The sequence below is a fragment of the Paraburkholderia sp. RL18-101-BIB-B genome (genome assembly GCF_046026985.1).
In the GTDB taxonomy this organism is placed as follows: domain Bacteria; phylum Pseudomonadota; class Gammaproteobacteria; order Burkholderiales; family Burkholderiaceae; genus Paraburkholderia.
In genome coordinates, this window is record NZ_JARESV010000041.1 from 1 (window position 1) to 13,813 (window position 13,813).

The 13,813-nt window shown below is 59.2% G+C and carries 15 protein-coding genes and 2 pseudogenes; 8 read left to right on the forward strand and 9 right to left on the reverse strand.

Going from position 1 to position 13,813, the window contains the following annotated elements:
* On the reverse strand, window positions 1-290 hold a 290-nt coding region (locus P0D73_RS35365), incomplete at its 3' end, for a hypothetical protein (protein ID WP_408321454.1).
* Window positions 291-629: 339 nt separating this feature from the next.
* On the opposite strand from P0D73_RS35365, the gene P0D73_RS35370 reads away from it, so the two are divergent.
* Together P0D73_RS35370 and P0D73_RS35375 are read left to right on the forward strand one after the other, a co-directional pair.
* Window positions 630-1,652, forward strand: a complete 1,023-nt coding sequence (locus tag P0D73_RS35370) for an IS110 family RNA-guided transposase (protein WP_132379554.1) — start codon at window positions 630-632, stop codon at window positions 1,650-1,652.
* Window positions 1,653-1,977: 325 nt separating this feature from the next.
* Complete coding sequence (locus P0D73_RS35375) at window positions 1,978-3,423, forward strand: IS1182 family transposase (protein WP_408320838.1); 1,446 nt, start codon at window positions 1,978-1,980, stop codon at window positions 3,421-3,423.
* A 383-nt stretch (window positions 3,424-3,806) separates the two neighbouring features.
* Here the strand turns inward: P0D73_RS35375 and P0D73_RS35380 are convergent, their stop codons facing one another.
* A complete protein-coding gene (locus P0D73_RS35380; protein ID WP_408182738.1) occupies window positions 3,807-4,112 on the reverse strand; it encodes a BON domain-containing protein in 306 nt (101 codons plus the stop codon).
* Here P0D73_RS35380 and P0D73_RS35385 point away from each other — a divergent pair.
* Window positions 4,081-5,326, forward strand: a pseudogene (locus P0D73_RS35385) (AsmA family protein); the annotation flags it as partial. The gene P0D73_RS35380 and the pseudogene P0D73_RS35385 overlap by 32 nt on opposite strands.
* Before the next feature lie 60 nt (window positions 5,327-5,386).
* On the opposite strand, the gene P0D73_RS35390 reads toward P0D73_RS35385, so the two are convergent.
* Entirely contained in the window at window positions 5,387-5,650 is a 264-nt protein-coding gene (locus P0D73_RS35390; protein ID WP_408182730.1) for a mechanosensitive ion channel family protein, read from the reverse strand.
* A 131-nt stretch (window positions 5,651-5,781) separates the two neighbouring features.
* On the opposite strand from P0D73_RS35390, the gene P0D73_RS35395 reads away from it, so the two are divergent.
* The gene (locus tag P0D73_RS35395) at window positions 5,782-6,054 is read left to right on the forward strand and encodes a hypothetical protein (RefSeq protein WP_408182728.1); all 273 of its coding nucleotides are present in this window, start codon (window positions 5,782-5,784) and stop codon (window positions 6,052-6,054) included.
* A 134-nt stretch (window positions 6,055-6,188) separates the two neighbouring features.
* Here P0D73_RS35395 and P0D73_RS35400 read toward each other — a convergent pair whose 3' ends face one another.
* The gene (locus P0D73_RS35400) at window positions 6,189-6,569 is read right to left on the reverse strand and encodes a hypothetical protein (RefSeq protein WP_408294154.1); all 381 of its coding nucleotides are present in this window, start codon (window positions 6,567-6,569) and stop codon (window positions 6,189-6,191) included.
* Window positions 6,570-6,699: 130 nt separating this feature from the next.
* On the opposite strand from P0D73_RS35400, the pseudogene P0D73_RS35405 reads away from it, so the two are divergent.
* Window positions 6,700-7,242 (forward strand): annotated as a pseudogene (locus P0D73_RS35405) (DUF2968 domain-containing protein); the annotation flags it as partial.
* A 69-nt stretch (window positions 7,243-7,311) separates the two neighbouring features.
* On the opposite strand, the gene fliG reads toward P0D73_RS35405, so the two are convergent.
* Together fliG and P0D73_RS35415 are read right to left on the reverse strand one after the other, a co-directional pair.
* Window positions 7,312-8,307 carry a flagellar motor switch protein FliG gene (fliG, locus tag P0D73_RS35410; RefSeq protein WP_408294157.1) on the reverse strand — a complete coding sequence of 332 codons (996 nt, stop codon included), beginning with the start codon at window positions 8,305-8,307 and terminating at the stop codon, window positions 7,312-7,314.
* A 253-nt stretch (window positions 8,308-8,560) separates the two neighbouring features.
* Window positions 8,561-8,953 (reverse strand): hypothetical protein, encoded by a 393-nt coding sequence (locus P0D73_RS35415; RefSeq protein ID WP_408294160.1) that lies wholly within the window; start codon window positions 8,951-8,953, stop codon window positions 8,561-8,563.
* Window positions 8,954-9,130: 177 nt separating this feature from the next.
* On the opposite strand from P0D73_RS35415, the gene P0D73_RS35420 reads away from it, so the two are divergent.
* Window positions 9,131-9,568: a hypothetical protein gene (locus P0D73_RS35420; protein WP_408294163.1), complete on the forward strand. Its 438-nt coding sequence runs from the start codon at window positions 9,131-9,133 to the stop codon at window positions 9,566-9,568.
* 79 nt (window positions 9,569-9,647) lie between these two features.
* Here P0D73_RS35420 and P0D73_RS35425 read toward each other — a convergent pair whose 3' ends face one another.
* From P0D73_RS35425 to P0D73_RS35435, 3 genes are all read right to left on the reverse strand, one after another.
* Window positions 9,648-9,863: a hypothetical protein gene (locus P0D73_RS35425; RefSeq protein WP_408294166.1), complete on the reverse strand. Its 216-nt coding sequence runs from the start codon at window positions 9,861-9,863 to the stop codon at window positions 9,648-9,650.
* 304 nt (window positions 9,864-10,167) lie between these two features.
* Window positions 10,168-10,437, reverse strand: a complete 270-nt coding sequence (locus P0D73_RS35430) for a hypothetical protein (protein WP_408182720.1) — start codon at window positions 10,435-10,437, stop codon at window positions 10,168-10,170.
* A 1,304-nt stretch (window positions 10,438-11,741) separates the two neighbouring features.
* Window positions 11,742-12,506: a hypothetical protein gene (locus P0D73_RS35435; RefSeq protein ID WP_408294170.1), complete on the reverse strand. Its 765-nt coding sequence runs from the start codon at window positions 12,504-12,506 to the stop codon at window positions 11,742-11,744.
* A 487-nt stretch (window positions 12,507-12,993) separates the two neighbouring features.
* Between P0D73_RS35435 and P0D73_RS35440 the strand changes: the two genes are divergently transcribed.
* Both P0D73_RS35440 and P0D73_RS35445 read left to right on the forward strand, forming a co-directional pair.
* On the forward strand, window positions 12,994-13,317 hold the full coding sequence (locus tag P0D73_RS35440) for an aminotransferase class V-fold PLP-dependent enzyme (RefSeq protein ID WP_408182717.1): 324 nt from the start codon (window positions 12,994-12,996) through the stop codon (window positions 13,315-13,317).
* Between the two features lie 3 nt (window positions 13,318-13,320).
* On the forward strand, window positions 13,321-13,761 hold the full coding sequence (locus P0D73_RS35445) for an aminotransferase class V-fold PLP-dependent enzyme (RefSeq protein WP_408320834.1): 441 nt from the start codon (window positions 13,321-13,323) through the stop codon (window positions 13,759-13,761).
* The last annotated feature ends 52 nt before the right edge of the window (window positions 13,762-13,813 follow it).

Genomic DNA, 13,813 nt, shown 5'->3' on the forward strand with positions numbered 1-13,813 from the left:
GCGGCTTGGTGCAGATCATCGCGAGTCTGCTTCTCCCGCTCCTGATTGCGCTCGGCTATGCCACGGCCCTGCGTGGGTTTATGCTGAAAACATAAAAGACAGGAGTCGGCCGATGCTTTGAAAAAGTCGCTGACCGTCTCTCTCAAAAGGTTTTTAGGGGTCTTCCTACCCTTAACCGGCGTTCGCCAGCGGTTTGTAGGCCGATCTAAGGGGTCGTTTTTCTCACCGGCGATTTGAGAAAGCAGAGCAGCGACTTTTTCAACAGCATCGCCCAGATAGCTGACGGTCACGCACTGACCGAGGGCGCTTCATCATCGGCCAATAAGGATGGTCGCCCGCTGCATGCAAGGATATGGATCGCAACGGTGAGAGGCCATCCGTGCCGGTAAGGGCGGTAACGATTGCGGCCGACAAAGAAGGGCAGATCCAGGTCGCCGAGTGAATGACCGCTGCACCCTAGAATCGGACGGCTAAGTCGGGCTTGGTCCGACGTCCGTAGTGGGTCGAGATGGAATGGACACCGCCCTCCCTCCGGGGAATTGGGCACGATTGAGGGCCTCCAGGACCGAACGGCATCAATGTGCCAAAGTGGAGTTGCGACACAACCACTTAAGGAGCGGAGGCCCCAGATGAATGCTACGACATACGGACTCGACATTGCAAAGCGGGTGTTCCAGATGTACTGGGTCGACGCCCAAACTGGCGAGATCGCGAATCGGAAGTTCGGACGTGACGATTTAATTGTATTTCTGGCGCAGCGCCCCGCCGGTCGCGTTGCCCTCGAAGCTTGCGGAAGTGCTCACTGGTGGGCACGTAAGATTCGCGCGCTCGGACATGAGGTGGTGCTATTACACGCCCAATTCATTCGACCTTTCGTGCAAACGAACAAGACTGACGCGGCCGACGCCCGGGCAATCTGGACTGCAGTGCAGCAACCCGGCATGCGCACGGTTGCCGCCAAGACAGAGGATCAGCAAGTGATGCTAAGCCTCCATCGTATGCGCTCGTTGCTCGTCAAATTTCGAACGATGCAGATAAATCAGCTGCGTGGGCTGCTGTATGAATTCGGCGTAACGTTTCGCGCAGGACGCGTAGCAGGACTCGACGAGATCAGAAATCGCATGGCAGAACTCGAAGACACACTGCCACGATCGATACTTCTTAACCTTCTCGAACAGTTGCGTCGCATCAACCTGTTTGAGGAGGACATCGATCAACTCGAGAAGCGGATTGGCGTCTGGCAGAAACACGAAGCGGCATGTCGTGCGATCTCCGAAGTGCCGGGTATCGGCCGCCTGACCGCAACGGCCCTGGTAGCAACAATTGGAGATGCGAAGACATTCAGGTCCGGGCGCGAGTTCGCAGCGTTTCTGGGACTTGTTCCCCGTCAGAATGGTACCGGCGGAAAGATACGGCTGGGCTCGATCTCCAGACGTGGCGACCCATACTTGCGTACGTTGCTGATACATGGGGCGCGCTCTGTTCTGTGTCACACCAAGGTACCCACCGCATGGCAAAAGGCAATACAGGTGCGACGACCAGCAAATGTAGTAACAGTGGCCTTGGCGAACAAAATGGCGAGAATCGCCTGGGCGATCCTCGCTCACGGGACTTCGTACGAAGCGCATCATGTGAGCAACAGACCTGCATAGCAGGATGAGCACTTTGAAGCGTTGAGGAACTGGTAGGTTGCTTGGGTTGATTTCAATGTGATGGCGCGACAGGTCGGACCGCAGGAACGCAAACCTGAACACAGTCTTGTGCTTCAAGCACGTGGCCGAGATGAGGACGTTCCTGGCGAATTCCATCAGGGCCCGCAGCTTCGGCTTGCAGAAGGCCGCATATAAGACCGCAGCCGATACCTCGCTCACGTATCACATAAGATCAACTTGGCAAACCGGGCGGTGTCCATATAAGCCTGTGTGAAAACACCATGATCGCCTAAACTGGATTAACTCATTCAGCCTGGGTGACCGGATGAAGCGATTCATAGAAGGTGAAGATCGCAAGCAGGTGACGCTGCTTCCAGAGTGCCTCGATGACTTTGTCGCCGAGGACAATCCGGTCAGAATCATCGAGGCGTTTGTTGAAGAGCTTGACCTTGAATCACTGGGCTTCGATGGAGCGATGCCGTCGACTACAGGTCGCCCGTCCTATCATCCAGGCGTGCTGCTGAAGATCTATATCTACGGCTACCTGAACCGGATCCAGTCGAGCCGCCGCCTGGAACGTGAATGCCAACGCAATGTTGAATTGATGTGGCTCACGGGCCGTTTGGCGCCGGACTTCAAGACCATAGCTGACTTCCGCCGTGACAACGGCACCGGCATCCGCAACGTATGTCGCCGCTTCGTCGTCTTATGCCGCGAACTGAAGCTGTTCTCGCAGGCGCTCGTTGCCATCGACGGTAGCAAGTTCAAGGCAGTCAACACCCGCGATCGCAACTTCACAGAGGGTAAGGTCGACAAGCGCCAGAAGCAGATCGAGGAGAGCATCCAGCGGTATCTGAACGCGCTGGAGACTGCCGATCGTACGCAACCCGCTGAGCTGGAAGCGAAGACGACCCGGTTGCAGGACAAGATCGCACGCTTGCGCGAACAGATGCGAAACCTCGATCAGATCAAGGAGCAACTCAGGACGCAGCCTGATGGCCAACTCTCGATGACTGATCCCGACGCGCGCTCCATGGCGACGAGCGGCAAAGGCTCGGGAATGGTCGGCTACAACGTACAGGTGGCAGTAGACGCCAAACACCACCTCATCGTTGCTCACGAGGTCACAAACTCTGGCAGCGACCGGGCGCAACTCAGCCCCATAGCGAAAGCTGCACGCGATGCGATGGGCAAGAGCAGACTGCGGGCAGTCGCCGATCGTGGCTACTATAGCGGGCCTCAGATCAAAGAGTGTGTGGATGCCGGGATCGCGGTAATGCTGCCGAAACCCACGACATCAAGCGCGAAATGCCATGGTCGATTTGATAGGGCTGACTTCATCTACATTGCGCGGGACGACGAATACCAGTGTCCAGCCGGTGAACGGGCAATCTACCGTTTCACCGGGGAGGAACACGGTATGCAATTGCGCCGTTACTGGAGCAGCGCCTGTCCTCAGTGCCCAATAAAATCACAATGCACGCCAAGTCCATATCGGCGAATCACCCGATGGGAGCACGAGTCCGTGTTGGAAGGTGTTCAACGTCAACTCGACAAAACGCCAGAGGCAATGACGATACGCAGACGCACCGTCGAACATGTCTTCGGGACGTTCAAGCACTGGATGGGTTACACGCACTTCCTGACACGCCGGCTGCCCAACGTGGGGACCGAGATGAGTCTGAACGTGCTTGCCTACAACCTCATGAGAGTGCTGAGAATCCTGGGATTCAAAAGGACAATGAAAGCGATGCGGCTGGTGGGTGCCTGAGCACCCATCGACCTTAAAAACAAGCTCACAATCGCCAGTTAAAGGGCGCTAGACCCCTTCAGCAGTTCGTCATCGCCGAATGAACTGTCAACATGCAAACCGCCACACGTGCGATGCGAGGTTGGAACCGCGTGCATTGAAACTCTCTTGGCGTTTCCACACGGCCTGGGTCGATCACGGTCGGCCCGGAAACCGGTGACCGTGATAGAGCGCAGGGGAATTGTCGTCAAAGCGCAGATGCACTATGCCATAGGCGGAACCGCCGATCGCGCGAGCACACACATTGCTGTCTCGCGCCAGGATCTTGTCGCTTGTGAGACAGCCCTCGCTTTGGAGCGCTCTCCTGCGTTATCCGTTCGTCATCTGTTTCCGGCGAACGCGCGTCATTGCGGCCTGAGGTGCAGATCGTTGCTCACGGATTGTACCCCCGGCACGCCGCGCGTCACGGCAAGCGCTTTCTGAATCCGTACCTCCGAATCCACGTATCCTGACAACTGCACGACGCCTCGATACGTCGCGACGCTCATCGACAACGATCTTAGCCCCTGGTCCGCGACAAGCGCCCGCTTCACCCGGGCGGCGAGCGCAGCGTCGTCAGTGGCGATCTCCCCCGGCGCGGTCACGGACGGCGTCGCCGTCGACTTACAGCCGTTGGTGTATGAGAACTTCACCGGACGCGTCGGCAGCAGCGACCTGAACGGCTCGCTGGTGTACGTCTCGCGCGAACCCCGCCCGCTGTTGTCTGGCACGCTGGTGTCGAGCCTGCTGCAGTTTTCCCACCTCGCACCACTCGTCGGTGCCGACACGAACGCCAGCAAGGCCAGGCGCGGCGACGCCGTAGCGCAGCCGGCCAACAAGGCGCTGCCGGTCGAGGAGTTCCGCACTGACCGCTGGAAGGCGATCGATGCTGACGTCCGATTCACTGGACGCCGCATCGTCAAGACCGCGAGCCTGCCGATCACTGTTCTGTCCACCCACCTCGTCATGCAGGACGGCGTGCTGATGCTCGATCCGCTGAAGTTCGGCGTGGCGGGCGGCACCCCTCGCTTCGACCATCCACCTGGACGGCAGCAGCAAGCCGCTCAAGGGGCGGTTCTCGCTGCAGGCGCGGCATCTGCGGCTCAAGCAGCTGTTCCCGACATTCGCGGTGATGCGGACGGCGCTCGGCGAAGTCAACGGCGACGCGGCGCTGTTGGCCACCGGCAACTCGCCGGTGGCACTCGCCGCGACCTCCAACGGCGAGGTGAAGATGTTGATCACCGACGGCGCGGTGAGTCGCTTGCTGATGGAGGCGGCCGGGCTGAACGTGGCGAACGTGGTGTACGAGAAGCTGTTCGGCAATCGAGACGTGACGATCAATTGCGCGGCGGCCGACTTCGTCGCCACCAATGGTGTGCTCGACTCGCGCGTATTCGCCCTCGACACCGACGATGCGGTGGTCGAGATGGACGGAAACGTGAACTTGCGAGACGAGACCATGAATCTGACGATTCATCCGCACACCAAAGGGTTCCGGGTGATCTCGCTGCGCTCGCCGCTGTACGTCAAGGGCAGTTTCAAGGAGCCGCAAGTCGGCAGGAAGGCCGGGGCGCTGGTCGCGCATGGCAGGGCGGCGGCGGGACTGGGCTTGCTGAATCCGTTTGCGGCGGTGATCGCGTTGCTCCAGCCGAGCGACAATCGGCCGTTGCCGTGCCAGCAGATGCTGGCAGACATGGAGAAGCGCGCGACGGCGCCATCGCCGGGAATACGACAGAAGACGAAGCTCGCGCCGGCGTATATGAGCGCAACGTCGGCTGCATCCGGGGCTTCCGGGGCGGCGGCTGTTGGGCGCGAGCAGGCGAATGGAGCGAGGGACCCGTCCTCCTCCCGGACCGGTGGCGCAGCGGTTTTCAAGGGCAATTGAAGGCGTGCCTCCTGCCGCACACCTGAGACGCTATTCCCATGTCGCGCGCCAACCTCACTCTCATGTAGCGCCAGGAGGCGTGATTTGCTTGTGTAACTTGCAGACCCCTGTCTGCGGAGAACGTAGCCCGTCCACGCCGGCTGCGACAAGCAGCTTCTCCACTAGCGACGCAACGAAGCGCGCCACGTAAAACGCCGCGAGCAGACTCATCACGGCCGCAATGATGTCCGGCAAGGCGCTCAGCGTGGCCAACCCCTTGCATGGGCGGCGGGAAATTTTCGCAACAACGTGATCTACCGCGCAGTGTGACGCACAGGTACTCACTGATTATTGATAGCGCTGACTCACCAGTGGCTGTATGAAGAAGTGGTCGGGACAGTGGCGTTTTGTGCCCCCGGCGTGAAAGCCCGATTTGAAGCCGGCGGAATGTCACCTGACGATGAGAGGAGTTCATCATGCTGCGGTGGATAACCAGCTGGGCTGTACGCAACGCGCTTACTCCGGAGAAGCAAGCCGAAAAAGCGTTGCGGGAATTGCGTCTGGAACTCTTCCAGGCTGAACAACGCATCCTTGACGCTCAGATGCACGCAGATTACTACCGAGCCCGCCTGGCCTTTTGTGAAGCGGTGTTGAAAAGCGGCATCGAGCAGGTAAGCGATCAGCGGAAGGAGCCGCAGACGGGCTGGCAGGCATTGAGGACGGGCCACAAACTTACAGCGGCCCAATAGCGCAAACCCTGCGCGGGCGGAGCGACGACTCCTTCCAGATTTCGCCGTTCAGACTGAACAGCTCGATGACGCCTTCGGCGACCTGCCACCGGTATTCCGACAGTCGCCGCCGACGACGGGTCAGGTCGGTCTGTTCACCATTCGGCTGGATCGCTCCATCGCTCGGTCTTGCGCCTCTGGGCGACCGGCTTCGACCGGCGCTCTGCGCCGAGTGTCCGATGCGCCTGCTCAGTGCATTGCTGTGCGCCCGTACTGCCACGAAGAAGTCGGACCAACAGCATCGACACCGGTCCGCCGGCCGACATTGCAGCGACCTGCGGCGAGCGGGCTTCCGGCTCGCACTGGATGATGTTTCGCAGGTCACCCCGCGTCTGGCCGAACTGCTGCCGTGCGTCGATATTGTCAAGATCGACTTTCTCGACTGCACGCGCGAGGACCTTAACGAACTTGTCAGCATCGTCAGGCAACACGGGAAGGTATTGCTCGCCGAGAAGGTCGAAACACCGGAAGACCATGACGTCGCCATGCGCGCCGGCTTCGACCTACTACTTTGCCAAGCCGCAGGTGCGGACACGCGGCGTCTCACGCCATCGCGCGAAGCGCTGCTGCGCCTGCTGGTGCTGCTGTGCGGCGAACCGGAGATTGTCGAACTTGAATCCGAGCGAGGCGAAGCAGTCCGCCGCCGGCAACGTCGTCGAGCTGCAACAGATGATTCGCGGTTCGGACCTGAGCGAACTGCGTACAACGTACAACGGCAGTTACGGTGCGAGCCTGCTGTTTTACAGCAAGGAAATGACGTATTACGTCGTGCTGTTCCAGCAGAAGAACTTCTGGCGCGTCATCAAGACACCGGACCAAACCCACGCCGACCTGATCTACAAGGACTTCGTGCGTCAGACCGTGCAGTTGTCCGATGTCGAAATTCGCCGCGGCCGGCTCGAGGCGCAAAAGGCGTTCATCGAGCGGATGATTGCGCTGTCGCAGGGTCGTGCGAACCGCCTGCAGGCCGACCTCGATGTAGCGAGTCAGCAGCAGACAATCGTCACCAACCAGCAGCAGAAGACGCGTGCCGAAGCTACCCTGCTCGCACAGCAGAAAACTGCCGCACAGGACCAGTTGCGGTCCGCGCAGCGGCAGGTGCGCGAACTCCAGAGTCAGCTGGAAAGCGGCCTGGCAGGCTCACACTGATTTTCAGTCTTTCCCTGCAGGAGCACGACCCGTCCGGTTCTCATCGGGATGTTCGCGCAGGGAGGCACTTCAGACATACATGTCGTCAGCCTTGTCACCAAGCGCTATCTCGCCGCTCCCGGCGAGGTCGCGCGCGACCTGCACAACCTTGCGCTGTTGTGCTTCGACTTCCGACAGGCGCACCGGGCCGCGTGTGTCCATATCTTCGGAAAACAGCTCCGCCGCGCGTTGCGACATGTTCGCCATGAATTTCTGACGCAGCTCGGGCGGCCCGACCTTCAGTGCGATCCCCAGTGTCTCCGTGCCAACTTCCCTGAGCAGCAGCCGGATCGCGCGATCATCGAGCTCGACCAGGTTCTCGAACGTGAACATCTCGTCAATGATCCTTTGCGCGAGATCGTCGTCGTAGCTGCGTACGTTGTCGATTACCGATTCTTCGTGCTGGGTTGACAGGTAGTTGAGGATTTCCGCTGCCGCGCGAACGCCGCCAACCGCCTTGCGTTTCACGTTACCGCTGCCAGACAGCAACTCTGTCATCACATCGTCGAGTTCGCGCAATGCAGCCGGCTGGATGCCGTCGAGCGTGGCGATGCGCAGCAGCACGTCGTTGCGCGTCCGTTCGGTGAAGCATGCGAGTACGTCAGAAGCCTGCTCCGGGCCAAGGTGCACGAGGATGGTTGCGATGATTTGCGGGTGTTCGTTTTTGATCAGTTCCGCGACGGCTCGCGCATCTATCCACTTCAGGCCTTCGATGCCGCCAACGTCGTCACCCTGCAGAATGCGGTCGATGACGTTGCCAGCCTTGTCTTCGCCGAGCGCCCTCGTCAGCACCGACCGGATGTAATCCTTCGAGTCAAGCGATAGCGTCGTGTGCGTTTCTGCTTCCTTGATGAAGTCTTGCAGTACAGTGTCGACGGCACCGCGCGTGACGTTTTTCAGCGCGGCCATCGCGATGCTGATCTTCTGCACCTCACGTGGGCCGAGGAACCGGAAGGCTTCGGCCGCCTCGTTTTCACCGAGCGACATCAGCAGCAACGCGGCCTTGTTGATTCCTTCGGCGTTCACTGACCACTCCGTGACTTGCTAACAACGATTGCGGCGATCTTCTGATCTCTTGTTTCCGGCAAGCGCGCGTTGTTCCGTTGCTCTCCCGACGTTGGGAGCAATGCTCCATCCGTCGGTCGCATGCGTCCCGGAGATCTTAAAGGACGACGGCCCGTGGGCCAGCCAGGGCGTGCCGGAAGTACATGCCGGACACGTTGCGCGAGCCAGTCCGCTTTAAGTCCGGCACGGTACGCTGACCTGAACGGTGCGGGATTCATGCGTCGGTGCCTCGCCGGCGGGGTAGGTTCAGGTTGACCCACTCGTAAGCATCGTGCCCAAGCCTGCCCACTTCGCGCCACACGGCGAAGGGAATCTCCTGTCGGGTCGCGTGCCGATCAACCAGACCCTGGCATGCCTGTGTCATCTGTCGAAGCAGCACAATCGCATGCGTTTCAGCTCTCTCCCCGTGCTGGTCGAGCGCCGTCTTCGCCTCGTGAGCCCGTTGAAACATTGCCCGCCATTGGGAATCCCGGATTTCCTGAGCGTGAGTGCCTCGCTGCGCGAGCGCGCTCGAAACAATGTAGAGGTTTTTGAGCGCCGTGATGACTTCTGGTGGCAACACAACGCAGCCTTCGCTGCAGCCCGGCTGCGTGCGCGTCATCAGCATGCCCTCGACAGATCCGCCAGGGGTGTGACCGCGAGATCCGTTCTCGACGAAGCCTTGCGACCTCCTGAGGAAGGGGCCGGACGTGAGATGTTAGCCAGCCGGTGCAAATCTGGACTGGGTAGCGGTGTTTGTGAGATGCCGGTCGAGGTGGCGCTCATGCGGGCGTGACAAGTGTTGTTGGATGAGAAATTCGCTGGACTGTTCAGGTCGCTTTCTGCCTTTCGTGCAGATGTGGCTACCGGATGGGGAGGCAATAGCCGGCTTACTTTAGTGTTTGCGGCCAAAGCACGCCTGGGCGGCTTCGAAGGGCGACAGGCCCGCGCCGAAATAGCCCCGAAGACGCTTTATGGTCACAGGGTCGGGATGATAGTGCGGGCGGATAAATCCCGCTTCAACGGCTTCGCCGTACCAGGCACGCGTCCACTGGTCCAGGCCCTGTTCATACATAGCGATACGTATTTCGACTCGTTAAACATGATGATTTCCGAAAGCTCAATAGACGCGTTCGCCGTACATGATCGCGCGGACACTGCAGGCAATCAGTCGACGCGACGACGCCTGGTGCCGCACAACGTTGTCCGCGAATTTCTGACGTGTGACACCAGCAGCAATTGACGCAACTGCGGCAGGCGTGTTCAGCGAATCAGCTCGCTTGTCGTGACCGTACTCAAAGACTCTACGATGCCGGTCACTGCTATAGTGAGACACTGCATCCCGCGACGGGCGTGCCGAGCAGGTTGAGCAGCGCGCGGAGTCGTTGCCGGTCCTGCGCCGACAGCCCAGGGCGTGTCAGCAGGCACTCGATCTGCGATATCCAGTAGTCGCGACGGATAAGTCGTGGGCGACAAACCAGAGCGTTCAGTGCCTTCTCCAGTTGTCCAATCTCGGTCTTCACCATGTTCACGTTCATCTCCTTTCGCGATCCTCTGAAATCCGGAATGTCACACGAGCTGTCGTGGACCGCAGCAGACACCTCATTCGCAAGAGATCAGTGGCTGTTTCCATCAGCCTGCTCGACGTCGACGGCGCTCTGGCATCCGCTGGGACGCGACACACGCTACATGTGACACAACATCTGCTGCAGGTAATTTAGCCATATCACCATCAGGACGTAGGCGAGGACGAAGAGCCAATCCAGCGTGCGATCAGGCCATGTCGACATCGGCTTTCTCCTTCGATACCGGGTAGTGACTACGTGCGCTCGTTTCGCGCTTTCACACCGGCTCAGCAGCAGTCCACCGCGTCCAGCCGCCTTGTCCATCTGCACCGGTGACGCGCAAGGCGCGGGAGCCGTCGGTGAACGTCAGGCATTCAACGCGAAGACGCCGGTCTGCGTCAGTACCATGTGCGTGGACGTCGCCGCCCTCATGCCTGAAATGCAGCTTGCCTTCCTGCAAGAGGTCCAGCGATGACTGATCTCCTGGGTATGTGCGTTTACGGTCCCACCGGTTCAGGAGCGTCGCGGCAACTTCGGCGTCGAACATGTTGAACTTTCCTCAGCGGGCAGATAAGGATGTCAGCCCGAAGCATCTTGAAGTGTGTGTCATGGCCGCCTTGAAACGCGCGATCGCGCCCGGGTATCGACGCTCTGTTCGTTCGATGCGGCTGGTGCAACATCGAATCCCTTGATGGCGGTCAGACAGACGAGGCTTGGGAGCAATAGCAGCCACAGTTTTTGGGCAAACGTTTGCCTTTCCATGTCGACCCGCCGTCACGGCATGAATGAAATCAACATGTATTACGGCATCCATTCCTATATTTTGACCGGGGTAAACCCTTTGTTAGCATGCCATCCGCATGGGAGCCAGACAGTGCAATAATCTGCGCTGCACAGGTTCTGGCATGGCCTTCGGCATAGCCGGAATCCTTCAGCCGACACGACCTGTCGGCTTTTTTTCGTCAGCGTGTGGGCGAGCGCTCGTGCGAATCTACGGACCCGGAAGAGTCTTTCCATTGGAGAATTCGTTGATAGCGAGCACCGCCACTGTGGGTTGCGGACCGGTACATCGACCGGTTCGCCGAGCGAGTGGATTGCGCGCATTGCGACGGGCGCATCTTCGGGTACGCTCCCTAACCGAAGCTTCGGTCACATGCGTTCGGACGCAAGGCACACGACACTCTGGTCTTCTTCCGTTGCGTCTAGCCTCGTGCCGGACCTTCAATCAGAAAATCCCGGTTGTCCGCCATGCGTTACGCCAGAGACGCCGGGGCGATATGGAGTAGGATCTACGGCTTGCTCCAGACCTGTTTCCAACACATGAGAAAGGTACCGCGGGCGTCCCTTGAGACTGCTCCTTCGACCGGACACGCGGTGCCCACTAGTGCGGGGCCGAAGTGGGCGACCTCTCTATCCGCGTCGGCGAGTACGTCGGCGGGCACCCGGCCCCAAATCGACAAGCTGGCAAGTACGCCTGTACAGCCAACCAGGATAACGAGAGTACGTTTTAATCGGGGCGGGCGGCTGGCGATAAAATCAAATGGCATGGGAAGCCTCGTCTGGCGGGGGGCTTATGAGCGGTCTTATCGGCACCGGCCTCCGAAACCATAGATATCCGTTCAATCTTTTTTTTCGGGACGGATTGCGAGGAGAAGGGCGAATCATGGGTCGAAGCTAAAGCGGCAATCGTCCAGGCGTTTGGGTCGACTTATTCGTAGTCCACGAGTGCGTGTCCCGCCTCGACTGGCAGCTCGCTGCCAGTCCCACCAGTCTCGATGAAAGCGGGACGGACTATCTATATCGGGTCGTTACGGAAACTATCCGCGTAGGCGGGTCCGAGCTCACGATGTTTTAGGCGCTTAGCACCTGTTTGAACCGTTGCACGTCAACTCGCCGATCGACTGTAAACTCCATTCGACGCTCGAGCGACGCCTTGCGCTTTTCTTCAGCGTTCGCGATGAAGTCGGACAGTTCGCGCTCCAAGGCTGAGTCTTTGGCGTCCGGCTTCCACCTCGTGGCTCCGTGCCGCCGGCGCGTGGCCCGAGCAAGGGCTAGCGCTGCCATCGCGGCCTTCGTACATTCGTATTCAACCTGACCACAAAGGTCGATTGGCTCGCCGAATTCGCGAAGCGCTTCCACATACTCCCGAGCGGCGTGCACTGTCGCCGGATACTCACGGAGCTCTGAGATAACTTTGCGGCTCAAGACATGCCAGTGAAACCTGTCCGGGTAGGCAAAGGTGGGAATGGAAACGCCTTTACTGGCTTCGCGGCTCAAATGGCCGACTGGCTCCGCTGCTGCCCAGGTGGCCTTATGCATCATTGTCCGACAGGTTCGGGCGTACCTTTCCAGCGATAACGCTAGTTCCAGTGCAGTATCGCGTCGCTGACGCTTGCGCTCCCTAGCATCCCTCGCTGAAATCCAGGCGAGCGTTATGACAGAACCGACTGCCGCTGATGTCAGCGCCAAAGTTACCGGAGTGTTCCAGTCGACTCGCTGGAGAAATTCAAGCCATTCCTGCCGCATACGATGCGCCTCAGAGAAAGAGGTGCAGAGAGTACAAGCAATCGTTTGCGCAGTAATCAGAGCAAAATTGGCGTTGTGTGTTTTCGTCACAATCGCTTCAGTACGGCGGTGAGTATCTTGACAAAATATGCTGATCCAGGGCAGCAGCCGGACCAGAACGAGGGGAGGCGCGCAAGATATTCAGGACCGGTCCGCTTCCTAAATAGACGGGGTCTGCCGGTCGTGGCCACCACCGTTTGCTCGCTCAATCGGCAAGCTTCGGCCAGAAGCTAGATGCACCGTCCTAGATCGTTCGTGATCGATTTGGAATCAGTGACAGATAATGCATAGATCGATGAGAAGAGGGTAACGCCAGATTCAAGGTGCGAGCGCCGCGCATTGAACGCCTAAACTGTTTCAACGCATGGAGACGGGGTAACTTATGACGCGATTCGCTGAAGGCGATATCGAAACGGGCCGGACATTGAGTATGGAACGCTGAGCCGACATCGGGATTCGCCATAGCTATACGCGAGGAAGGGGCGGTCGCTGGTGCCCATCGGATCGCGCGGGTTTGGAACCACCAGGAGGAGCGGCTGTGAAGAAAGAGCAACAGGTTGCGCTTGTGACGAATGCGTCGGACTTTGCAGGCCCGCCTGCCGTAGCAGCGCTGCTGGATGCGGGATTAACCCACATGCTCCACTGGACCGGCCGCGTCCTGCCGGTCAAGCGCCTTTGCAGTCTCGGCCGGACTCTTGACATCATCACCGTAGTAGATGGCGCACAGACATTCGCTCGGATGCCAGTGAGCTTCCGCGAGCTCGATTGCGACTTTTTCGCGACGAGCCTTCATGAATGGCTCGGTGCTCCTGTGGGCAACGGCATGTTGATCGTCAGGCAAAGCCGGATTGATGAAACCTGACCGTTGCTGGCACCGTTCGATCCACCTCCGCTTCGCATCGACAAATCCGACAACTGGAACCTCGGTACCTATAGTTCCGCGGTACAGGCGGGAATAGCCCCCGCAATTCGATTTCGTGAGGAGATTGGCACCGACAAGGTTCATACGCGGTTGCGGGAGTTGACCCGATACTGGACGACCATTGCGCGCGATGTCCGCGGCTTCAGGTTGCACACGCCAATGCACACGGACGATCTGGGCGCGGTCAGCCTGTTCTCCATCGATGGAATGGATGCCAGGAAAATCGAAGAGGAGCTTCGAAACACCTGGCAAGTCCACGTCAAGCGTCGGAGCGTACAAGGTCTCGACGGGATACGAGTGTCGCCGCATATCTACATGCTAAAAAACGAACTGGATGTCTTTGTCGAGGCGCTAATGCAAGTCGTCAAGCTTGGCTCGGCCTGACACCAGCCCAAAGGTCGGGATTTCCTGTTAAAACATCTCGGGTCGGCCCGGC